General features: G+C 70.2%; 21 protein-coding genes. 14 read left to right on the forward strand and 7 right to left on the reverse strand.

Going from position 1 to position 22326, the window contains the following annotated elements; all coding sequences use genetic code 11:
- Positions 1–10 precede the first annotated feature (10 nt).
- Positions 11–634, reverse strand: a complete 624-nt coding sequence (locus tag IEY93_RS34170) for a class II aldolase/adducin family protein (protein ID WP_189167316.1) — start codon at positions 632–634, stop codon at positions 11–13.
- A gap of 76 nt (positions 635–710) precedes the next feature.
- The gene (locus tag IEY93_RS34175; protein ID WP_189167317.1) at positions 711–1301 is read right to left on the reverse strand and encodes a TetR/AcrR family transcriptional regulator; all 591 of its coding nucleotides are present in this window, start codon (positions 1299–1301) and stop codon (positions 711–713) included.
- 102 nt (positions 1302–1403) lie between these two features.
- On the opposite strand from IEY93_RS34175, the gene IEY93_RS34180 reads away from it, so the two are divergent.
- Together IEY93_RS34180 and IEY93_RS34185 are read left to right on the forward strand one after the other, a co-directional pair.
- Positions 1404–2363: a carbohydrate kinase family protein gene (locus tag IEY93_RS34180; protein ID WP_189167318.1), complete on the forward strand. Its 960-nt coding sequence runs from the start codon at positions 1404–1406 to the stop codon at positions 2361–2363.
- 3 nt (positions 2364–2366) lie between these two features.
- Positions 2367–3599 (forward strand): aminotransferase class III-fold pyridoxal phosphate-dependent enzyme, encoded by a 1233-nt coding sequence (locus IEY93_RS34185; protein WP_189167319.1) that lies wholly within the window; start codon positions 2367–2369, stop codon positions 3597–3599.
- Positions 3600–3624: 25 nt separating this feature from the next.
- On the opposite strand, the gene IEY93_RS34190 is transcribed toward IEY93_RS34185, so the two are convergent.
- Positions 3625–4725: a GNAT family N-acetyltransferase gene (locus tag IEY93_RS34190; protein WP_189167329.1), complete on the reverse strand. Its 1101-nt coding sequence runs from the start codon at positions 4723–4725 to the stop codon at positions 3625–3627.
- A gap of 151 nt (positions 4726–4876) precedes the next feature.
- On the opposite strand from IEY93_RS34190, the gene IEY93_RS34195 reads away from it, so the two are divergent.
- The 3 genes from IEY93_RS34195 (at position 4877) to dop (ending at position 9431) form a co-directional block, all read left to right on the forward strand.
- Positions 4877–5737: a tRNA (adenine-N1)-methyltransferase gene (locus IEY93_RS34195; protein ID WP_189167320.1), complete on the forward strand. Its 861-nt coding sequence runs from the start codon at positions 4877–4879 to the stop codon at positions 5735–5737.
- A gap of 222 nt (positions 5738–5959) precedes the next feature.
- Positions 5960–7723, forward strand: coding sequence for a proteasome ATPase (gene arc, locus IEY93_RS34200; protein WP_189167321.1), 1764 nt, complete (start codon positions 5960–5962; stop codon positions 7721–7723).
- 190 nt (positions 7724–7913) lie between these two features.
- Positions 7914–9431: a depupylase/deamidase Dop gene (dop, locus tag IEY93_RS34205; RefSeq protein ID WP_372444545.1), complete on the forward strand. Its 1518-nt coding sequence runs from the start codon at positions 7914–7916 to the stop codon at positions 9429–9431.
- A 69-nt stretch (positions 9432–9500) separates the two neighbouring features.
- Here dop and IEY93_RS34210 read toward each other — a convergent pair whose 3' ends face one another.
- Together IEY93_RS34210 and IEY93_RS34215 are read right to left on the reverse strand one after the other, a co-directional pair.
- Positions 9501–10382 carry a serine/threonine-protein kinase gene (locus IEY93_RS34210; protein WP_189167322.1) on the reverse strand — a complete coding sequence of 294 codons (882 nt, stop codon included), beginning with the start codon at positions 10380–10382 and terminating at the stop codon, positions 9501–9503.
- A 113-nt stretch (positions 10383–10495) separates the two neighbouring features.
- The gene (locus tag IEY93_RS34215; RefSeq protein WP_189167323.1) at positions 10496–10900 is read right to left on the reverse strand and encodes a DUF8059 family membrane protein; all 405 of its coding nucleotides are present in this window, start codon (positions 10898–10900) and stop codon (positions 10496–10498) included.
- A gap of 227 nt (positions 10901–11127) precedes the next feature.
- Between IEY93_RS34215 and IEY93_RS34220 the strand changes: the two genes are divergently transcribed.
- The gene (locus IEY93_RS34220; protein WP_189167324.1) at positions 11128–11337 is read left to right on the forward strand and encodes a ubiquitin-like protein Pup; all 210 of its coding nucleotides are present in this window, start codon (positions 11128–11130) and stop codon (positions 11335–11337) included.
- 328 nt (positions 11338–11665) lie between these two features.
- On the opposite strand, the gene IEY93_RS34225 is transcribed toward IEY93_RS34220, so the two are convergent.
- The gene (locus IEY93_RS34225) at positions 11666–12091 is read right to left on the reverse strand and encodes an SDR family NAD(P)-dependent oxidoreductase (protein ID WP_203969060.1); all 426 of its coding nucleotides are present in this window, start codon (positions 12089–12091) and stop codon (positions 11666–11668) included.
- Between the two features lie 86 nt (positions 12092–12177).
- Between IEY93_RS34225 and IEY93_RS34230 the strand changes: the two genes are divergently transcribed.
- The 5 genes from IEY93_RS34230 (at position 12178) to IEY93_RS34250 (ending at position 17345) form a co-directional block, all read left to right on the forward strand.
- On the forward strand, positions 12178–12636 hold the full coding sequence (locus IEY93_RS34230) for a MarR family winged helix-turn-helix transcriptional regulator (protein WP_189167325.1): 459 nt from the start codon (positions 12178–12180) through the stop codon (positions 12634–12636).
- A gap of 188 nt (positions 12637–12824) precedes the next feature.
- Positions 12825–13640, forward strand: coding sequence for a proteasome subunit beta (prcB, locus tag IEY93_RS34235; RefSeq protein ID WP_189167331.1), 816 nt, complete (start codon positions 12825–12827; stop codon positions 13638–13640).
- Between the two features lie 39 nt (positions 13641–13679).
- Positions 13680–14459, forward strand: coding sequence for a proteasome subunit alpha (prcA, locus tag IEY93_RS34240; RefSeq protein ID WP_189167332.1), 780 nt, complete (start codon positions 13680–13682; stop codon positions 14457–14459).
- 314 nt (positions 14460–14773) lie between these two features.
- Positions 14774–16132, forward strand: a complete 1359-nt coding sequence (gene pafA, locus IEY93_RS34245; RefSeq protein WP_189167326.1) for a Pup--protein ligase — start codon at positions 14774–14776, stop codon at positions 16130–16132.
- A 259-nt stretch (positions 16133–16391) separates the two neighbouring features.
- Positions 16392–17345, forward strand: a complete 954-nt coding sequence (locus tag IEY93_RS34250; protein WP_189167327.1) for an FKBP-type peptidyl-prolyl cis-trans isomerase — start codon at positions 16392–16394, stop codon at positions 17343–17345.
- Positions 17346–17864: 519 nt separating this feature from the next.
- Here the strand turns inward: IEY93_RS34250 and IEY93_RS34255 are convergent.
- Complete coding sequence (locus tag IEY93_RS34255; protein WP_203969058.1) at positions 17865–19955, reverse strand: family 43 glycosylhydrolase; 2091 nt, start codon at positions 19953–19955, stop codon at positions 17865–17867.
- Positions 19956–20587: 632 nt separating this feature from the next.
- On the opposite strand from IEY93_RS34255, the gene IEY93_RS34260 reads away from it, so the two are divergent.
- From IEY93_RS34260 to IEY93_RS34270, 3 genes are all read left to right on the forward strand, one after another.
- Entirely contained in the window at positions 20588–21223 is a 636-nt protein-coding gene (locus IEY93_RS34260) for a helix-turn-helix transcriptional regulator (protein ID WP_189167328.1), read from the forward strand.
- Positions 21220–21798, forward strand: a complete 579-nt coding sequence (locus IEY93_RS34265; protein WP_372444544.1) for a DUF3291 domain-containing protein — start codon at positions 21220–21222, stop codon at positions 21796–21798. Before IEY93_RS34260 ends, IEY93_RS34265 begins: the two co-directional genes overlap by 4 nt.
- A gap of 303 nt (positions 21799–22101) precedes the next feature.
- Positions 22102–22326, forward strand: a 225-nt coding sequence (locus tag IEY93_RS34270; protein WP_229691706.1) for a hypothetical protein, incomplete at its 3' end; no start/stop codon positions are given.

A 22326-nucleotide genomic window follows, 5' to 3' on the forward strand; every position in this document is an offset into this window, starting at 1 on the left:
CCGCGTGCGTTCAGCCCTGGAGGGCGCGCTCCACCACGGCGGTCAGCTCCTGTTCGGTGAGCACACGCGGGACGCCGATCGCCTTGGCCTGGACGTAGACGGCGCACAGCCACTCCAGGAGCCTGGCGCGCTCCAGGGCCTGCTCCAGGTCGGCTCCGACGGCCACGGCCCCGTGGTTGGCCATCAGGGCCGCGTGGCGGCCCTCCAGCGCCGCGCGCACGTGCCCCGCCAGCTCGGCGGTGCCGTAGGTGGCGTACGGCGCCACCCGCACCGGGCCGCCGAGCAGCAGCACGTTGTAGTGCATGGGAGGCAGCTCGTCGGTGGTGGAGGACACCACCACGGCGTACTGCGAGTGGGTGTGCACGATGGCCGCCGCCGCGGTGGAGGCGTAGACCGCCAGGTGCATCGGAACCTCCGAGGACGGCTTCAGCTCGCCCTCGATCACGCGGCCCGACATGTCCAGCACCGGGCAGCCGCCGGGGGTGAGCCGGTCGAGCGCCACGCCGCCGGGGGAGACCGCCACCAGGTCTCCCTCGCGGACGCTGATGTTGCCCGAGGTGCCGAGCACCAGCCCGCTCTCCACCATCGTGCGCCCGATCTCGCACAGCCGTTCCCGCTCCCGCGCCAGCCTCATGCCGCTTCCGTCCTCGCGTCTCGTGTGTTCCGATTCGCCCATGATCCCGGTCGCCCGCGGGCCGGGCGAGCGGTGCTCAGGGGCCCAGCCGGTCCAGTTCGGCGGCCATCAGGCGGGTGAGCGTCTCGGGGCCCAGCCGGTCGGGGTAGAGCAGGCGGTGCAGGCTGAGCCCGTCGACCAGGGCCAGCAGGCGCTCGGCCGCGTCGTCGAGGTCGGTGCCCGGCGCGATCTCACCCGCCGCCGCGCCGGACTCCAGCAGGGTGCGCACCAGCAGGCGCAGTTCGCCGGCCTCCTCGCGCTGGACCTCCAGCAGGCGCCCTCCGGCCAGGCTGCGGCCCCAGAACCCGACCTCCAGGGCGGTCTCCCGTTCCCGCTCCTCGTCCAGGGGAAGGTTGTCCAGCAGCACCTCGCGCAGCGCCGCGAGCCCTGAGCGGCCGGTGAGCTTGGCCGACAGGCGCCGCACGATGCGCCGGTGGGAGGCGCGCAGCGCCGACAGCAGGATGTCGTCCTTGTCGGCGAAGTAGTGGGTGAGCACGCCGTTGGAGTATCCGGCCTCCTTGGCGATGGCCCTGGTGGTCGCCGCGTCGATGCCCTCACGCAGGATGACCCGGCGGGCGGCGTCCACCACCTCCTCGCGGCGCTCCTCGTGATCGACGATCTTCGGCATTCCCGTCCCTTCGCCCCTGCCTCGTGGTGTCTTGACATTTTAGTCGGACGCCCGTCTATTATCGGCGATCGCGGAAATCCCCCCATCCGAGAAGGATCCGCCATGAACGTCCTCACCATCGGGGTGCACATCGTCGACGTGCTCGCCAGGCCCGTGGAGTCCATCCCGCACGGCCAGGACACCCACCTGCTCGACCAGATCAGGGTCACCGCCGCCGGGGCCGCCGCGGGCACCGCGGTCGACCTGGCGAGGCTCGGCGTGCCGGTCGCCTCGGCCGGCGCCGTCGGCGCCGACGAGCTGGGCGACCTGCTGCTGATGCTCATGGAACGGCACGGCGTGGACGCGCGGGGCGTCGTGCGCAAGCCCGGCGAGCAGACCGCGGCCTCGATCCTGCCCATCCGCCCCGACGGCGGCCGCCCCTCCTTCCATGTGCCGGGCGCCAACCTCGCCTACGCGTTCGCCGACCTCGACCCGGCACTGGTCACCGGCGCCCGGGTCGTGCACCTCGGCGGCATGGACGTCACCTGGGGCCTGCACGACCCGGGGTTTTTCGAACTGCTCGGCGCCGCCCGGCGCGGCGGGACGGTCGTCACCATGGACCTGCTGTCCACCATGCCCGACCTGATGGCCGGCGCCCGTGCCTTCCTGCCGTACGTCGACCACTTCCTGCCCAACGAGGAGCAGGCGCTACTGATCACCGGTGCGTCCGGCGTCGAGGAGGCCGCGGCCGCCCTGCTGGCCGAGGGCCCCTCGTCGGTGCTCGTCACGCTGGGCGCCGAGGGCAGCCTGGTGGCGACCGCGGCCGGCACGGCACGCGTGCCCGCCCTGCCGGTCCAGGTCGTGGACACCACCGGCTGCGGCGACGCCTACTGCGCCGGGTTCATCACCGGCCTGCTCGGCGGGCGCGAGGTGCTGGACTGCGCCCGCCTCGGCACCGTCCTGGCCTCGCGGGTCGCCGGGGGCCTCGGATCGGACGCGGGGCTGGACGGCCTGACCGCCGAACGGCTCGACCACCTCGCACACGAGAACGTCCAAGGACTCCACGCCGGCGAAGGGATCTAGATCATGTCCGAGACCACCTCCGACGCCGCCCTGCGCGAGCGGGCCGCCAAGGTGATCCCCGGCGGCATGTACGGCCACCTCAACGCCGCCATCTTCGCCCCCGGCTACCCGCAGTTCTTCGTCCGGGGCGAGGGCTGCCGCCAGTGGGACGCCGACGGGCGCGAGTACGTCGACCTGATGTGCAGCTGGGGGCCGGTCATCCTCGGCCACCGGCACCCGCGGGTCGAGCAGGCCGCGGCCGCCCAGCGGGCCGCCGGGGACTGCCTCAACGGCCCCGGCCCGGTCATGGTCGAACTGGCCGAGCTGATGGTCGACCTGATCCCCTCGGCGGACTGGGTGATGTTCTCCAAGAACGGCACCGACGCCACCACCCAGGCGCTCATGGTGGCCCGTGCCGCGACCGGCCGCACCAAGGTGCTGGTCGCCCACGGCGCCTACCACGGCGCCGACCCGTGGTGCACGCCGAGCCTGTCCGGAACCACGCCCAATGAGCGCGCCGACCTCATCGAGTACCCCTACAACGACCTCGCCGGGGCCGAGGAGGCGGCGGCGCGGGCCGAGGGCGACGTCGCCGCCATCATCGTCACGCCGTTCAAGCACGACTCCTTCGAGGACCAGGAGATGGTCGATCCCGTGTTCGCGCGCGGGGTGCGCGCCCTGGCCGACCGCATCGGCGCCGCCCTGGTGATCGACGACGTCCGGGCCGGGTTCCGGCTGGACCTGCGCGGCACCTGGGAGCCGTACGGCGTGCGGCCCGACCTGACCGCGTGGAGCAAGGCGATGGCCAACGGGTACGCCATCGCCGCCGTCACCGGCGTCGACGCGCTGCGCGGCCCCGCACAGACCCTGTACTCCACCGGGTCGTTCTGGTTCTCGGCGGTGCCCATGGCCGCGGCCAGGGCCACCATCGAGACGCTGCGCGAGATCGACGGCCCGGCGCTGATGGAGCGGGCCGGGACGCGCCTGCGCGAGGGCCTCGCCGCGCAGGCGGCGGCGCATGGGTTCACGATCAGGCAGACCGGCCCGGTGCAGATCCCGTGGCTGTCCTTCGCGGGCGACGCGACTTTGGACAAGGGCATGTACTTCTCCGCCGCGTGCCTGCGGGAGGGGGTCTACCTGCACCCCTGGCACAACTGGTTCCTGTCGGCGGCGCACACCGACGCCGACATCGACCGGGCGCTCGCCGGCACCGACGCCGCCTTCACCGCGCTCCGTGCGAAGTTCGGCGCCGACTGAGCACCGCGCGAGGAGGCCGCCGGGGTCAGCCGCGCAGGCGCACCCACTGCAGATCGTCGTGCCAGGTGCCGTCCGGGCCGGGCAGCAGCTTCTTGATCACTGCCTCCCGGACGAACCCGGCGCGTTCCAGCACCCGCTGGGAGGCGACGTTGTCCGGGGCCGTGCCGGCCACCAGCCGGTGCAGGGGAGTGCAGGCGAACGCCCACTCCGCCAGCAGGGTCACCGCGCGGGTCATCAGGCCGCGCCCGCGGAACCGGCCGGCCAGGCTGTAGCCGATCATGCCCTGGGCGAGCGGCGGGACGATGTTCATCAGTTGCAGGTGCCCGGCGAACTCCCCGGTGGCGGCGTCCCGCACGGCCAGCTCGGCCCGCTCGCCCCACAGCCACCACGCGCGGGCGCAGCGGGTGCGGAACCGGGTCTCCGCGAGGTCGGGGGCCTGCGGCGGCACGCTGCGCGCGAACACGTCCGGCTCGCACATCATGTCGTGGTAGGCGGCCAGGTCGCCGGGGCTCAGCGGCTCCAGCCGCACCACGCCGTCGGTCAGCGCGCCGCCGGGCAGCGCGGGCAGATAGGGGCGCTCGGGTGTGCCGGGATCGGTGACCACGCGGGCGAACAGCACCGCGTCGTCCCGGCCGCCGTCCCTGCGCGCGCCCACGCCGCGCTGGACGCCCTCACGGCGGTAGCCCGCTGCCATCGCCACGCGCTGGCTGGCGATGTTCTCCAGGTCGGCGAGCAGTTCGACCCGGGGGATGCCCTGCGCGAAGGCCCAGTCGGTCAGGACGCGGGCCACCGTGGTGGCCAGGCCTCGCCCGCGCGCCCAGGGAGCGACCAGATAGCCGATCTCGGCGTTGCCCCGGACGTCCGGCGGCTTGAGGGAGAAGTCAGCGAGCCACTCGCCGGTGGCGGGGTCGGTGACGGCGAAGCTCGCGCCGCCCGCCTCCCACAGGGCCGGGGCGGTCTCGGTGACGAACCGCCGCGCGTCCTCGGGGGTGTAGGCCACGGGGATGTTCGGGATGAACCTGACGATCTCGGGATCGGTGCAGGCCCGCGCGATCGCGTCGATGTCGCCCTCGGCGAGCGGGCGCAGGAGGTAGGGGCCCGCCGGGACGGCGTCACGGGGAAGCATGGGCAAGAGCTACCAGTATCGGGCGCGGAGCGCCAATCCATTTGCCCCTGGTATGCGCCACCCCAGACCTCGCTTTACCTGATATACCGGTCACCCCAGTGGGACCGGCCGCCCGCGCGAGCGGGGCACGGGCGGATATAGCCTTTCCCGCATGGGTTTCCGCAGGCACGGGCCGTTCCGGCCCGGTGATCAGGTACAACTGACCGACCCCAAGGACAAGCGTCACACCGTGACGCTCAAAGAGGGCGGCGTCTTTCATACGCACAAGGGTTCCATCCCGCACGACGACCTGATCGGGCTGCCGGAGGGCTCGGTGGTGCGCTCCTCCGGCGGCACGTCCTACCTGGCCTTCCGCCATCTCCTGCACGACTACGCGGTCTCGATGCCGCGCGGCGCCGCCGTCGTCTACCCCAAGGACGCCGCGCAGATCGCCGCCATGGCCGACATCTTCCCCGGGGCGCGGGTCGTGGAGGCCGGCGTCGGCTCCGGGGCGCTCACCTGCTTCCTGCTGCGCGCCGTCGGCGAGAGCGGGAAGGTCACCTCCTACGAGCGGCGCGAGGACTTCGCGGAGGTCGCCCGCAAGAACGTCGAGAAGTTCTTCGGCGGCCCGATGCCGCAGTGGCGGCTGGTCGTGGGGGACCTGGTGGCCTCCATCGACGAGTCGGACGTCGACCGGGTGATCCTCGACATGCTCGCCCCGTGGGAATGCGTGGACGCGGCGGCCAAAGCCCTTACCCCCGGCGGGGTTATCTGCTGTTATGTAGCGACAACGACCCAGTTGTCGCGTACGGTGGAAAGCCTCCGCGATCACGGAAGTTTCACCGAGCCGCATTCGTGGGAAACCTTGGTCCGCGACTGGCATGTCGAAGGTCTGGCCGTGCGCCCGGGCCACAGGATGGTCGGGCACACGGGCTTCCTCGTCACGTCCCGTCGCATGGCGGACGGTGTCACGCCGCCGCCCAGGCGCCGGCGCCCTGCCAAGGGCGCGTATGGGGAGGAGTCGGGTACGTGAGCACCCGGGGACGGGTGTGGCGTTCCGGTGGAGAACCATGCCGGCTCGCGCAACCCGGGAACAGAAAACCTTGTCGTTCCGCTTACCTAGCAATAGCTGCCTATAAGGCAATTAGCACCGAACACTGGATGTAATGACACGAACACTCCCTGGCCAGGTTACGGATGCCCCCGAGATAGGTAGGGTCTTGAGTAGTCGCCCTCGACTGGGAAGGAGGTGACTGTGGCAGCTCGCGATGACGCTGAGGCTCGAGCCGCCCAGCGCGAACGAGAGGTCGCGGACCTCACAACTCAGGTCTCCTTCCTCCAGGAGGAGATCACCGCGTTGCGCCGGAAGCTTGCGGAGTCTCCCCGTCAAGCCAGGGTCCTGGAGGAACGCCTCCATGAGCTGCAGGCCAATCTGGCCGCCGTCACCGGGCAGAACGAGCGCCTGGTGGCCACGCTCAAGGAGGCCCGGGACCAGATCGTGGCGCTGAAGGAGGAGGTCGACCGGCTGGCGCAGCCGCCGTCCGGCTTCGGAGTCTTCCTCGAGGCCCGCGAAGACGGGACCGTGGAGGTCTTCACCGGAGGACGCAAGCTCCGGGTGAACGTCAGCCCGGCGGTGGACGTCGCCTCGCTCAAGCGCGGCCAGGAGGTCATGCTCAACGAGGCGCTGAACGTCGTCGAGGCGCTCGGCTACGAGACCGTCGGCGAGATCGTGATGCTCAAGGAGCTGCTCGAGGACGGGCAGCGCGCGCTGGTGATCTCGCACGCCGACGAGGAGCGCGTGGTCCGTCTCGCCGAGTCCCTGCTCGACCAGCCCATCCGGGCGGGCGACTCCCTGCTGCTGGAGTCCCGCTCCGGCTACGTCTACGAGCGCATCCCCAAGTCCGAGGTCGAGGAGCTCGTGCTGGAGGAGGTGCCCGACATCTCCTACGAGGAGATCGGCGGCCTCTCCCGGCAGATCGAGCAGATCAGGGACGCCATCGAGCTGCCCTACCTGCACGCCGACCTGTTCCGCGAGCACCAGCTGCGCCCGCCCAAGGGCGTGCTGCTGTACGGTCCCCCCGGGTGCGGCAAGACGCTCATCGCCAAGGCCGTGGCCAACTCCCTGGCCAAGCAGGTCGCGGAGAAGACCGGCCAGTCCGGCAAGAGCTTCTTCCTCAACATCAAGGGCCCGGAGCTGCTGAACAAGTACGTCGGTGAGACCGAGCGGCACATCCGCCTGGTCTTCCAGCGGGCCCGTGAGAAGGCCTCCGAGGGCACCCCGGTGATCGTGTTCTTCGACGAGATGGACTCGATCTTCCGCACCCGCGGCTCCGGCGTCTCCTCCGACGTCGAGAACACCATCGTCCCCCAGCTCCTGTCGGAGATCGACGGTGTCGAGGGCCTGGAGAACGTCATCGTCATCGGCGCCTCCAACCGCGAGGACATGATCGACCCGGCGATCCTGCGGCCCGGCCGGCTGGACGTCAAGATCAAGATCGAGCGGCCGGACGCCGAGGCGGCCAAGGACATCTTCTCGAAGTACATCACCGCCGAGCTGCCGCTCCACGAGGAGGACCTCAACGAGCACAGCGGTTCCCGCGAGGGGACCGTCGTCGGCATGATCCAGCGGGTCGTCGAGCGCATGTACACCGAGAGCGAGGAGAACCGCTTCCTCGAGGTGACCTACGCCAACGGCGACAAGGAGGTCCTGTACTTCAAGGACTTCAACTCCGGGGCCATGATCCAGAACATCGTGGACCGCGGCAAGAAGATGGCCATCAAGCAGTTCCTGGAGACCGGGCAGAAGGGGCTGCGCATCGCGCACCTGCTCGCCGCCTGCGTCGACGAGTTCAGCGAGAACGAGGACCTGCCCAACACCACCAACCCCGACGACTGGGCCCGCATCTCCGGAAAGAAGGGCGAGCGGATCGTCTACATCCGCACCCTGGTGTCCGGAAAGCAGGGCACGGAGGCCGGGAGGTCCATCGACACGGTCGCCAACACCGGCCAGTACCTCTGATCGAGGGCGGCCTGAAGGCTCTGCGACGGCGTGGTTCCGCGAGGGGCCGCGCCGTCGCCGTTTCCGCTGAGGGCATGCGGGCAGCGACCTAGTGAAGGGCCTGAAGCGGTGGCCGACGGTCTAGGCTCGTGTACAGGCGGCGTGACGGCGGCGGCCGGGTGCGAGGCGGCACAGATGAAGGGCTGAGAGCGTGACGGTACGGCGGGTGATGGGCATCGAGACCGAGTACGGGATCTCCGTACCCGGGCAGCCTGGTGCGAACGCGATGGTCACCTCCTCACAGGTGGTCAACGCCTACCTCGCGGCCTCGGCCGCGCGGGCGCGCCGGGCCAGATGGGACTTCGAGGAGGAGAATCCACTTCGCGACGCCCGCGGCTTCGACCTGGCTCGCGAGATCGCGGACCCCACCCAGCTCACCGATGAGGATCTTGGGCTGGCCAACGTCATCCTGACCAACGGGGCACGGCTCTACGTCGACCACGCCCACCCCGAGTACTCCACTCCCGAGTGCACCAACCCCCGCGCGGCGGTCATCTGGGACAAGGCCGGCGAGCGCGTGATGCAGGACGCCGCGGTGCGCGCCTCGGCGATGCCGGGGAACGCTCCGATCCAGCTGTACAAGAACAACACCGACAACAAGGGCGCCTCCTACGGCTGCCACGAGAACTACCTGATGCGGCGGGCCACGCCGTTCGCCGACATCGTCCGCCACCTGACGCCGTTCTTCGTCTCCCGGCAGGTCGTCTGCGGCGCGGGGCGGGTCGGCATCGGGCAGGACTCCCGCGGCGAGGGCTTCCAGATCAGCCAGCGGGCCGACTTCTTCGAGGTCGAGGTCGGCCTGGAGACCACGCTGAAGCGGCCGATCATCAACACCCGGGACGAGCCGCACGCCGACCCGGAGAAGTACCGCCGCCTGCACGTCATCATCGGCGACGCCAACATGTCGGAGATCTCCACCTACCTGAAGCTGGGGTCCACGGCGCTGGTGCTGGCGATGATCGAGGACGGCTTCCTCACCGGCGACCTGTCGGTCGAGAGCCCGGTGGCGGCGCTGCGGGCCGTCTCCCACGACCCCACCTGCCGGCACGAGGTCACCCTGCGCGACGGGCGCAAGATGACCGCCGTCCAGCTCCAGATGGAATACCTGGAGCAGGCCCGCAAGTACGTCGAGGACCGCTTCGGCTCGGCCGTGGACGACATGACCAAGGACGTGCTCAACCGCTGGGAGTCGGTGCTCACCCGTCTCGCCGAGGACCCCATGCAGCTGTCCAGGGAGCTCGACTGGGTGGCCAAGCTGGAGCTGCTGGAGGGCTACCGCTCCCGCGACGGCCTGGCCTGGTCGCATCCCCGGCTCCAGCTCGTCGACCTGCAGTACTCCGACATCCGGCCCGACCGCGGACTGTACAACCGCCTGGTGGCCCGCGACCGCATGCAGCGCCTGGTCACCGAGGACGACGTCCAGCGCGCCATCGAGCTGCCGCCGAACGACACCCGGGCCTACTTCCGCGGCCGGTGCCTGCGGCAGTACAGCGAGTCGGTGGCCGCCGCCTCGTGGGATTCGGTGATCTTCGACATTCCCGGCCGCGAGTCGCTGCAGCGGGTGCCGACCCTCGAGCCCTTGCGTGGCACCAAGGCCCACGTGGGCGAGCTGCTCGACCGCTGCCGCACCGCCGCCGACCTGGTCAACGCGCTCACCGGCGAGCGCTGACGCCTTTCCCCCGCCCGGCCCCGCCGGGCGGGGGCACGCCGCCCCGCCGGTCTTCGGGCCGGTAGCGATCTACATCGTAAAGGCGCCGGGCGGGAAGATCCCGCTGCCGGTCAGCCGCATCGGCGGCACCGCGATGCCCTCCTTGCGGAGCAGCTCTGACAGCAGCACCGCGGCCTGGTCGCTGGTGAGCCGCTCGGCGGGGTCGGGCTCCAGCAGCCCCTGCAGCAGTGTGCGCAGCGCGCCGGCGCGGCGCGGCGGGCGGTGCTGCTCGGGCGGCCGGGCCGACAGCAGGTCGCCGCCGTCGCTCGCCGGCGGCCTGCCCTCGACCGAGAAGTACAGCGTGGCGCCGAACGACCACATGTCGGCGGCCTGGGTCGCCGGGTGGCCGCGCAGCCGCTCGGGGGCGATGTAGCCGGGGGAGCCGACGACCGGCATGGTGGTGGTGTGCGAGCTCTCGTCCTGGAGCACCGCGATGCCGAAGTCGCTGAGCACCACCCGCTCGCCGGTCAGCAGAACGTTCCCGGGCTTGATGTCGCGGTGCAGCACTCCGGCCGCGTGGGCGTGCCGCAGGCCGCTGAGCAGGTGGAACCCGATCCAGGCGGTCCAGTGCACCGGCAGCCGGCCGAGGTGCCAGGCCGTGGCCTGCAGGGTCAGCGCCTCCACCAGCTCCATGACGATCCAGAGCCGGCCGTCCTCCTCCAGCAGGTCGTGCACGGTGACGATGGCGGGGTGACTGAGCCGGGCGGCCGACCGCGCCTCGCGCAGCGCGTGCCGCCGCGCCGTGTGCACGTCGAACCGGTCGCCGTGCTGGGCCGGGCGCAGCTCCTTGATCGCCACGTCCCGGGCCAGTCGCCGGTCGTGGGCACGCCAGACGATCCCCATGCCACCTTGGCCCAGCGGCGAGATCAGCCGATAACGATCTCCGAGCAGCTGTGCGCGGTCCGCTTTCATGTCACCCGTTCATATCCGGCATCGTCCAAGCCCCCACGGCCGCTCCTGCTGGAGCGGGATGCCTATGGGCGGATCTTCACAAGAATGCCATATGAGCGGGCGGCCGATCGGTTTTATAGCAGCCCGGCACCGAGGATGACGGCGCCGGCGGACAGGCACAGCCCGCCGGCCGCGGTCAGCCAGATGAGCCGGCCCGGCCGCGTGTCGCCCGGCCGCAGGACCGACAGAAAGAACCCCAGGGGCATCAGGATCGGGGCGGCGGCGAACAGCACGCGGACCAGCGTCCTGAGCCCGCCGGACAGGTCGCTCTGGTCCACGTAGAGCAGGGCGACCAGGGCCAGCATCACGAGCACGCCCGCGTGGGCGTGCCCCGCCCGCCACAGGCCGCGCCGCACGGGGTTGTCGAGGTATCCGGGGATGCGCCGGCCGATGAGGCCGAGCAGGGAGGCGCCGCCGAACGCGATCGTCGGAACGGTGATGAAGATCACCCCTGCGGTGGTGAGCGAAGCCGGGGACATGGAACCTCCACCTGATTGGATAGTGATCCTATCCAATCATTGGATAGCAATGCTGTCTAGTGAAATCGGTGGTTCATCCGATTTGTCGTGGCTTGCGGCGGGGAGGCTGTCTGACGGGACGAGTCCCCCTCCTGGCGTCCGGCGTAGATCACAGGACGATCCGCGCGAAATGTCGTCCGGTTCGGGGAAGATATGAAACAGATGCGTCCCCCAAGCGGAGGTACCACATGGCGACGAAGGACACCGGCGGCCAGAAGCAGACCGGCCGGCAGGAGACCGAGGTCGAAGAGACCGAGGCGCAGGCGTCTCCGGACGTCCAGGAGCGTCAGGAAAAGCTCACTGACGACGTCGACGCGATCCTCGACGAGATCGACGAGGTTCTGGAGGAGAACGCCGAGGAGTTCGTCCGCAGCTACGTGCAGAAGGGCGGCCAGTAGAGCCGGCCGATCCGATCCCGCCCGCCGGGCCACGGGCAGGGTGCCTTCCGGCCCGGGTGCGGCGAGCATCCGCCCGTCCTCGGAGACCAGGCGCGACGAGCGCGCCGGTGACCCGGGGGCGGTGAGCACCACCCCGCCTCACCCAGAGGCGATGAGCGCGGTTCCGCACCACCCGGAGAGGCGCACGCGAGCCCCCGGAGGGCGTTCGGGCACCATGAGCCCCGCCCCCCGGGGGGCGGACCCGGCCCTGCCATGACCCCTCCGCGTCCACCTGCCGGCACCCATGGCCCCGCAGCCCTCCGAGGCGGTTCCTTCCCTGCCGCAGGCGTCACCAGGCACTGGCGCCACCGTCGACGGCGTAGTTCGCGCCCGTGATGTACGACGCCCGGTCCGAGGCGAGGAACGCCGCCAGCTCGACGACCTCCTCGGGACGGGCGAAGCGCTTGAGCAGGGTCTTGGCGGTTATCGCGTCCCGGGCCGCCTGATCGTCGCCGAGGTCCCGGTCGCTGGCCGGGGTCAGGACGGGGCCGGGACTGATGGCCACCGCGCGGATCCCATGGGGGGCGCCTTCGAGCGCGAACTGCCGGGTCATGCCGATGACGCCGGCGTTCGCCGCGGTGTGCCCGACCATCGGCGGGACCCCGCCGGCGATCATGCCGGCCATGGAGGCGACGTTGATGATGACGCCGCCACCGCGCCGGACCAGGTGGGGCCAGGCGAAGATGAGCACGACCTTTCCGTCGAGCGTTCCCATGGAGGCCTCCTGTGCCGATCAGATTGCTTGCTTCGTCAAGCAATTAGTTCATAGTACTTGCTTCGCGAAGCACGTAAAATCGCGGCATGACCACGGCCCGGCCGCCACGGCCGCTCACCCCCGACGAGGAGACGCTGGTTCGGGCGCTGACCCGCCTGATGTACGCGCTGCCCCGTGCCATCGACGCCGACATGGTGCGCGAACAGCGGCTGCCGCTCGTCGAGTACATAACTCTGATGCGGCTGTCGGAGGCGCCGCGCCGGCGGATGCGGATGGGAGACCTCGCGGTCGCCTGCGAGCTGTCGCTGAGCGGGATGACCCGCATCGTGACCCGGCTGGAAGGGCAGGGCATGGTCGAACGGGTCAGGTGCGACGACGACGCCCGCGGTTGGAACGCGGTCCTCACCGACGCCGGCCTCGCCCGCCTGGAGAATGCGTGGCCGGTCAACCTGGCCAGCGTGCGGCGGCACTTCCTGGACCACCTCGAAGGCATCGACGTCGCCCGGCTCGCCCGTGCGGTCCAGCGCGTCGCGGGCGACGGCTGAGGCGCGCGGCCCCCTGCCCGGTCTGGATGTGTAAAGCGGCTTTTCGCGAAAGATGGGGCTGGATGGGCGAATGTGGTTCGCCCTGAGCTGATCGTGGGAAGTGCAACCACCACAGCACCAGCAGTAGGGTCGGCCTAGGAGTACGTAAGTCCTTGGGAGGGAGTCGCGTGGCAGCACAGCGGGGCTGGATGAACAACCTGTTCCTGGACACGGGATCCACATCGTTCACCGAGTTCGTCGGGTCCTACGCTCCGGGGCTCCTCCCGGGGAGATTCGAGTCCCTGGCGGCCTCCGTCGGCGACCAGATCCCGCACGCGACGACGATCGTCGCCGCGACTTTCGCGGGCGGCGTGGTCATGGCGGGAGACCGGCGGGCGACGTCGGGCAACTACATCTCCCAGAAGGACATGGAGAAGGTCTTCCGCACCGACGACTACTCCTGCATGGGCATCGCCGGGACGGCGAGCACCGGCATCGAGCTGGCCCGTCTGTACGTGGTGGAGCTCGAGCACTACGAGAAGCGCGAAGGCCGCATGCTCTCGGTCGAGGGCAAGGCCAACCGGCTCGGCACGATGATCCGCGGCAACCTGCCGCTGGCGATGCAGGGCATGGTGGTGGTGCCGCTGTTCGCCGCCTACGACGTGGACACCGGCAGGGGGCGCATCTTCTCCTACGACGTCGGCGGCGGCCCGTACGAGCAGACCAACTACGCCTCCATCGGCTCGGGCTCGCTGTTCGCCCGAGGGGCGCTGAAGAAGCTCTACCGTGCGGGCGCCTCGGCCGAGGACACCGTGCTGACCCTGGTCCAGTCGCTCTACGACGCCGCGGACGACGACTCGGCGACCGGCGGTCCCGACGTCACCCGCAAGATCTGGCCGCTGGTGACGGTGATCGACGAGGACGGCTACCGTCGTCTGTCCGACGAGGAGGTCGAGGGGTACGTCCGCCAGGTGCTCGACCGCCGCCTGGCCGACCCCGACGGGCCCACCGCCCCGCTGCGCTAGCCACCAGTCACGGCCACGAGAGGATCACCACCGGTGTCCATGCCCTTTGGATATGTGTCCCCCGAACAGGAGATGCGGGACAAGGCCGATTTCGCGCGGAAGGGCATCGCGCGCGGCCGCAGCGTCGTGGTGCTGCAGTACGAGAACGGCATTCTGTTCGTTGCCCCGAACGCCTCCCGGGCGCTGCACAAGATCAGCGAGATCTACGACCGCATCGGCTTCGCCGCCGTCGGCAAGTACAACGAGTTCGAGGCACTGCGCCTCGGCGGCATCCGCTACGCCGACATCAACGGCTACACCTATGACCGCAGCGACGTCACCGCGCGGGGCCTGGCCAACCTGTACGCCCAGTCGCTCGGCATGGTGTTCACCGAGTCGCGCAAGCCGTACGAGGTCGAGCTGGTGGTCGCCGAGATCGGCGACGCCCCCGAGGACGACCAGATCTACCGCCTGACCTTCGACGGCTCGGTCACCGACGAGCACGGCTTCGTCGTGATGGGCGGTGTCGCCGACACCGTGGCCGGCCGGCTGAAGGACCGCTTCCGCCAGGGCATGCCGCTGCCGGAGGCCCTGGACGCCGGCCTGGCGGCCCTCACCGAGCCGGGTGGCGAACGCCCGCCGGTGTCCCAGCTCGAGGTCGCGGTCCTCGACCGCACCCGCGAGCACCGCAAGTTCCAGCGCCTGACCGGCGCCCGGCTCGAACGGCTCATCACCGAGGGCACCGCCGGCGGTCCGCCGGCCGAGCCCGGTGAGCCCGAGGCCGGCGGCGGGCCGGCGACCGCCCCCGAGGGGGAGATCGACACCGGCTCCGGCGGCTGAGCCGCAGGGAGCCGCCCTCCCCGCGAGGTTCGACCCCGTTGAGCCGTCGCGCCGAACCCGCCGGTTCGGCGCGGCGGCTCAACCGTTCATGACGTCCTCCGGCACTCTGGCGCGTCTCCGCCGCACTCCCCGTGCCGGGTGCCGCAGGCCGCGGCGAAGGCCGGCGGGCCCACCCTGATGATCATCACTCGGGATGGGCGGATCGCGAAGGTCGTAGGGATCTACACCCCCTAGACGGCACGCTGGAAGCTCCTGGACCCGAAACCCGGCGAAGATCTCTCCCCTCCGGGGCCTGGGGGACATAGTGTGATGTGATGGATCGTCGCATCTTCGGCTTGGAGAACGAGTACGGGGTCACCTGCACGTTCCGCGGCCAGCGCAGGCTGTCCCCGGACGAGGTGGCGCGCTACCTTTTCCGCAGAGTCGTGTCCTGGGGCCGATCGAGCAATGTGTTCCTGCGCAACGGCGCCCGGCTGTACCTCGACGTGGGCAGCCATCCCGAGTACGCCACCCCCGAGTGTGACAACGTCGTGGAGCTCGTCACCCACGACAAGGCGGGGGAGCGCATCCTGGAAGGTCTGCTCGTGGACGCCGAGAAGCGTCTGCGCGAGGAGGGCATCGCCGGGGACATCTACCTTTTCAAGAACAACACCGATTCGGCGGGCAACTCCTACGGCTGCCACGAGAACTACCTCGTGGGCAGGCACGGCGAGTTCGGCCGGCTCGCCGACGTCCTGATCCCCTTCCTGGTCACCCGGCAGATCATCTGCGGCGCGGGCAAGGTGCTGCAGACGCCGCGCGGCGCGGTCTACTGCGTCTCGCAGCGGGCCGAGCACATCTGGGAGGGGGTGTCGAGCGCCACCACCCGGTCGCGTCCGATCATCAACACCCGCGACGAGCCGCACGCCGACGCCGAGCGGTTCCGCCGCCTGCACGTCATCGTGGGCGACTCCAACATGAGCGAGGCCACGATGCTGCTCAAGGTCGGCGCGACCGACCTGGTGCTGCGCATGGTGGAGGCCGGCACGGTGATGCGCGACCTGAGCCTGGAGAACCCGATAAGGGCGATCCGCGAGGTGTCCCACGACATGACCGGGCGCCGGCGGGTGCGGCTGGCCAACGGCCGTGAGGCGTCCTCGCTGGAGATCCAGCAGGAGTACCTCTCGAAGGCCCGTGACTTCGTCGACCGGCGCGGCGGCGACGCGATCACCGAGCGGGTGCTGGAGCTGTGGGAGCGGACCCTGCGCGCGGTGGAGACCGGCGACCTGGACATGGTGTCCCGCGAGATCGACTGGGTCACCAAGTACCAGCTCATCGAGCGCTACCGCGCCAAGTACGACCTGCCGCTCTCCTCGCCCCGGGTGGCACAGCTCGACCTCGCCTACCACGACGTGCACCGCAAGAGGGGCCTGTTCTACCTCCTGCAGCGGCGGGGCGCCGTGGAGCGCGTGGCGTCCGACCTGAAGATCTTCGAGGCCAAGTCGGTGCCGCCGCAGACGACCCGGGCGCGGCTGCGCGGGGAGTTCATCCGCAGGGCGCAGGAGAAGCGCCGCGACTTCACCGTCGACTGGGTCCACCTGAAGCTCAACGACCAGGCGCAGCGCACCGTCCTGTGCAAGGACCCGTTCCGCAGCGTGGACGAGCGGGTGGACAAGCTGATCGCCGGCATGTGACCGGCGGCGGCCGCCTGCGGGCGCGCCGCGGCCGGTGCCGATGAAACTTTCGCCGGTCGCCCTCGGCAGGGGCGACCGGCGGAGTCGGCCGGTTCCGGGCCGAGGATCGGACCCCGGCCGCGGCGCAGGTCGGCGGGCCCGGCGGAGAAGCACGGCCGAAAGTACGGTCAGGCTTCGGCAAGATCGGGGCGGTCGCGTCCGGGCGGTGGCGGCCGTCGGGTAGTGTGACGCGAACGTGACGTCTCTCCGAGGGATACCCATGCGCCGACTGGCCCTACTCGCCGCTCTGCCGTTGCTGTTCGCCGCCGCCTGCGGCGGAGGCGGGGGAGGCCAAGACGTCACCGCCAAGACCAGCGAGTCGTCCAGCGGCGTGAAGGTCGGAGGCGAGTTCGGCAAGAAGCCGCAGGTGACCTTCCCCGCCGGCAAGCCGCCGACCACCTCCTCCTCCCAGCAGCTCTCTCCCGGCACGGGCGCTCAGGTCAGGGACGGCGACTCGGTGGTCGCCAACCTCACCGCCTACAGCTGGGACGGCAAGACCAACGCCGCCCAGGGCTCCACCTACGACGACGGCGCGCCCCAGCTGATCAAGGTCGATCCCAAGCTGCCGGGCGTGGTCTACAAGGCGTTCCAGGACAGCAAGCCGGGCGGGCGGTTCCTCGCCGTGGTCGCCAAGGACAGCCTGACCCCCCAGCAGCTGGAGCAGGCCAAGTCGCAGGGCGCCGACACCTCGATCGCCAGCGTCTACGTCATCGACGTGATGGGCGTCCCGACGGCCAAGGCCGCCCAGGGCACCGCCACCGACCCCGGGGTGAACGGCGTGAAGCTGGAGAACCCCGGCGGTGACCAGGCTCCCAAGCTGACCACCAAGACCAGCGAGCCCGCGCCCAAGGACCTCGTCAGCAAGACCGTGATCAAGGGCGCCGGCCCGGTGGTGAAGTCCGGCCAGACCATCCTCGTGCACTACACGGGCAAGATCTGGGGCAGCGACACCGAGTTCGACAGCAGCTGGGGTCGCGGCGAGCCGGTGATGTTCCCGATCGGCGTCGGCAAGGTCATCAAGGGCTGGGACCAGAGCCTGGTCGGCGTTCCGGTCGGCAGCCGGGTGCTGGTCTCCATCCCGCCGAGCCTCGGCTACGGCAAGGCCGGCTCGGGCGACAAGATCAAGGGCACCGACACCCTGGTCTTCGTGGTCGACGTTCTCGGCGCCTACTGACGCCTCTCCGATACGCTCCGCCGAAGCGCCCGGTGCCTCAGGCACCGGGCGCTTCGCCGTGGACGGCCCGCCCCTGTCCGGCTCCGCGGAACGGCCCGGGCGCACCGCGGGCAGATCCCGCCGCCTGGCGCCGGGCCTCCGCTGACGACCCCGGCGGGCCCGGGCCAAGTGTTGATCTACATTGTAAAGGCGCCCGGTCTGGTGCCATCCTGAAGCAGAACGACTTCAAGCTCGCCGACAAAGACAGCACCATAACCACGGCTGTGGTCCCGCCAGAGGGTGATCCCGTCTGGTGCGCTGTCCACGAACGTTGACCGGGTCGGACTCCGTAGCCGGCGCCGGCACGACCCACCGCCCGGCGCCGATCACATCCCGCGCATGGCCGGAGTGTGGAACCGTGCCCGGTGAACGTATGCGGTCACCGCAGAGGTGGATATAGGCGCAAAAGCGATCGCCCGGGCCGGAGCCCGGGCGATCAGTGGCGGTACGCGTCCGAAGGGCGAGCCCTCGGTGCGCGGCTTACGGAGTGGCCAGGTTGAAGCTGCGTACGGTCACGGCGCCGCCGAGGGCCTGGCTGGCGTAGTTGAAGATGCCGAACCGGTGCCCAGGGAAGAACGGCCAGTTGTTGCCCATCGTGAGCGCCGGGCCGAGCGTGGTGAAGTTCGTCCCGTCGGTGCTGTAGGAGAAGCGGGCCTGCCTGCCGGTGCCGGGCCGGATGTCGGCGGTGGACCGCAGCCAGATCTTGCCTCCGGAGATCGCGGCGCTCGCGGCCTCGGTGCCCGTACCGGTGGTGTTCCAATTGGAGTCCATGGTCAGCCCGTTGGTCATGACGACGCGGGTGGTGCCGTTGTCGCGTTTGACGCCGATCCAGGCCGAGGAGTCGCGAAGGATCGCCAGCCCGCTGCGGTCACCGTCGCGCATGGTCGAGTAGTCCAGCTCGATGGTGGCCGTCGAGCTCGGTCCCTGGGTGCGGTGGGTGAGGGTGTTGCGGGCGTTGTACAGGTCGTTGGTCACCGTGGCGGTCTGCAGCCGCAGCCCGTTGTTCACCGAGTACTTGGTGGTGTCGGGGTTGTGGTTCCACTCCCACTGCGGTCCGAGCGTGGTGCCGGCGAAGGTGTCGGTCCCGGTCAGCGGCTTCACCTGGCGCGGCGGTGCGGGCAGGTTCGGCTTGGGGTAGGTCGCGCCCCAGCCGCCGTTGACGGTCTGCACCGTGGGCCAGCCGTCACTGCTCCAGGTGATCGGGGCCATGGCGGGGACGCGGCCACCGGGGTAGGCGTCCACGAAGGCCATGTAGTACCAGGCGCCGTTCTGGGTCTGCACCAGGCCGCCCTGGTGCGGCACGCCGCCGCCGGAGATCGGGCTCGGCATGTTGAGCAGCACCTGGCGCATCTCGTACGGGCCCCAGGGGCTGGTGGACCGCAGGATGTACTGGCCGTTGGCCGGCTTGGTGAGGAAGATGTAGTAGTACCCGCCCCGCTTGTAGAAGCGCGACCCCTCGAGCGTGCCGACGCTGGAGGGCGTCTGGAACACCTGCTGGGAGCGCACCTCGGAGGTGCCGTCGGCGGAGAGCTGGGCGACGCTGATGGTGCTGTTGCCGTAGGCGACGTACATCGTGTCGTTGTCGTCGACGAGCAGCCCGGCGTCGTAGTAGCACTTGTTGATCACCGAGCGCCGCTGCCACGTGCCGTCCACCGTCGCGGAGCTGTAGACGTAGGTCTTGCTGAAGTCGATGCAGCCCAGCCAGTAGAACTGGCTGTTGCTCGGGCGGTAGTTGAACGCCGAGGCCCAGATGCCCTTCACGTAGGCGCGGCCGCCGTTGAGGCTGTAGTTGTTGCCGAAGTCGAGGTTCGGCACCGAGTGCCCGGCGAACTCCCAGTTCACCAGGTCATAGGACCGCAGGATCGGCGCGCCCGGCGAATAGTGGAAGGTCGAGGACGACATGTAGTAGGTGTCGCCGACGCGGATGATGTCGACGTCGGGGAAGTCCTGCCAGACCACCGGGTTGTTGTACGTGCCGGTGCCGGGATTGCCGGAGTCGCCGACCCGGACGAGCTGCCACTGCTGGTTGTTGCCGCCCAGATCGGTGTACTGCACGATGTTGCCGCCGTCGGCGGTGGAGGAGTTCTGCACCTCCACGGCCTTCCCGCTGTGGCGGGCGAGCAGGCGGACGTAGCCGCCGCTGGAGTCGGCCAGGCGGAACTGCTGGTTGTTGGCGTTGTTGTCGCTCCACTGGATGACGGCGGCGCCGTCGGCGGTGGAGGCGCCGGTGATGTCCAGCACCTTGCCCGACAGGCGGGACTTGAGCCGGTAGTAGCCGCCGCCGGAGTCGACGAACTGCCACTGCTGCTGGTTGCCGTCGTTGCGGGCCCATTGGACGATGCGGGCACCGTCGTTGGTGGCCAGGTTGTACACGTCCAGGGCCTTGCCGCTGTTGCGGTTGACCAGGACGTACCAGGCGCCGGTGTCGACCGTCGCCGCGGACGCGGGCGCCGGGTTCATCGTCGCGGCGGCTGTGCCGACCATGAGCATCGCGACGAGAGCGGCGGCGACCCGTGACCAGAGTCGCCGCCGCCGGGGTACGGCCCGTATGGCCTCACCAGTGGCAGTCATGATCCTCCTTCGAGGACGAGGGGGGTGAACGGTCCGCGGCCCGGCGGACACGCCGAGGGGACCGCCCGGCGCCACGGCCCGCCGAGCGGGGGCGCCGGGTGGTGGGCGGGGTGAGGGATCTGGGGGCAGACCTCGGGAGCCAGAGGGGTCCCGGGTGACCCCCACTCGCGTTATCTCCAGACTGTGAGCGATAACAGATCGTTCGTCAAGCCGAAACATACGCGACATGATCGGCCCGGCCGGCCGCGCGAGGCCACGGCTGGCGAGCATGCTGCCGAGGCCCTTTCGAGGGTCCCGGGAAGATCGGCCATCCCGCCACGGCGGCAGGTGTCCAGCGCCCGCAGGCGATGCGGTACGTGGGGCTTCTCGTGCGGCTTCCCCGCGTTGTCCAGGTCTTTTGCCGCGCGGTGCCCGCTGTGGGGAAGCCGGTTCGATGCCGGGCGGGGGCGGCGTCCGCGGGCACGAGTGCGAAGGGCGGAAGCGGTGCTGGAAAGCACCCGGGTTCCTGAAACTTTCATGAAGAGAACCGGGATAGTGCGGGTACGTTAACAGAGATCGATGTTAACGATCACAAGTACGGCGGGCGGAACCGGAGCGGTGGGCGCGAGGGGCGGCGGCCTAGACTCCCGGCTGTGAGCAGTGATGATCTGGACGTCCTCGTCGTGCTGCGCGATCCGGTGCGGCGTGCTCTGTACGAGTACGTCGTGGCGCAGGGGCACGAGGTCGGCCGGGACGAGGCCGCGCGCGCGGCGGGCGTCGGGCGCACGCTGGCGGCGTTCCATCTGGACAAACTCGTGGAAGCCGGGCTGTTGGTGTCGGGCTTCCGTCATCTCACCGGGCGTACCGGTCCTGGGAGCGGGCGTCCCGCCAAGGTGTACCGCCGCTCCGCCGTGGAGCACCAGGTCACCGTCCCGCCGCGCGACTACCGCACGCTGGCGCTGGTGCTCGCCGAGGCGGTCGACGTCCTCGGCGGCGAGGACGCCGCGCAGGGGGCCGCCCGCCGGGTGGGCGAGCGGGCCAAGGCCGGCGACCTGCGCGAGGCGCTGACCGAGCGCGGCTACGCGCCCTACGACGAGGGCGGGGTGACGCGCCTGCGCAACTGCCCCTTCCACGTGCTGGCCGAGGAGCGCCCGGTGCTGGTCTGCTCGCTCAACCTCGCCCTGTGCCAGGGGCTGCTCGCGGCGGTGGGGGAGCGTGAGGTCACCGCCCGCATCGATCCCCGGCCGGGGGAGTGCTGCGTCTCGTTCTCTAAAAATAATGATCATTGACATTAGATGTCCGGCCGTGGTTCGGTGAGCGCATGCACCTGGCCCAGCTCAACGTCGCCCGCATGCTCGCCCCCAAGGACTCCCCGGAGCTCGCCGGCTTCATCGCCGGGCTCGAACCGGTCAACGCCATCAGCGACTCCGCGCCGGGCTTCGTCTGGCGGCTGAAGGGCGGGGACGGCCCGACCGACACCGTCCAGCACGACCACGGCGACATGCTGCTGATCAACTTCTCGGTGTGGGAGTCCCGGGAGGCGCTGTGGGACTTCGTCTACCGGACCGTGCACCTGGATTACCTGCGCCGCCGCCGCGAATGGTTCGAGCGGATGGCGGAGCCCTACAGCGTGATGTGGTGGATCCCCGCGGGGCACATCCCGGCACTGGACGAGGGAATGGCCAGGCTGGAGCGCCTGCGCGCCCACGGTCCCACTCCTGACGCCTTCACCTTCAAGGACTTCCACGAGCCGCCGCTGCCCGAGGCCGGCGGGCGGGAGGTCGCCACCGCCGAGGCGGGCGACGGCGCCGGCGTGCTCACCGAGAAGCTCCTCGTCACCTATGAGGGCATGGAGCCGGAGTAGCCGCAAGGCCACGGGGCCGGCGACCCGATGCGGGCGCCCGGCCCCGGCCCTGCGCCGCCACCGGCCGGGCGGGATGCCCGTTGACTCACGACGCCTCGTTCAGTACCGTGCAGAAAAATCAACGAAGTTAACGTTCCGAACGTTTTCCGCATTGGTGTGATGACGCGAGCGGTCGACACGTCATACGTCTAATCAGATCATGTGTGGCTCTATTGGCAAGGGGCCGGCATCATATGCGATGTTAGCGCTAACAATACGTCTCATCTGCATGTTAGCGCTCACATTGTTCGCCGGGCATGGCGCATGACCGCGTCCGGCGGAGTCACGGGGCGCAAGGTGGTCAACCGCAATCTCAGGAAGGTGATCGTGGCCAGCAGATTACGTTTTCCGGGCAACGTCGGATTCAGGCGCGTCGTGCTGTCGCTCATGGGCCTGCTCTGTGCCCTGGTGGTGTTGCCGGCCGGTGCGGCGCGGGCTGACAATCCGGTCGTCCAGACGATTTACACGGCCGATCCGGCGCCGATGGTG

Origin of the sequence: Sphaerisporangium melleum (assembly GCF_014646695.1) — a bacterium.
GTDB classification, from domain to species: Bacteria; Actinomycetota; Actinomycetes; order Streptosporangiales; family Streptosporangiaceae; genus Sphaerisporangium; species Sphaerisporangium melleum.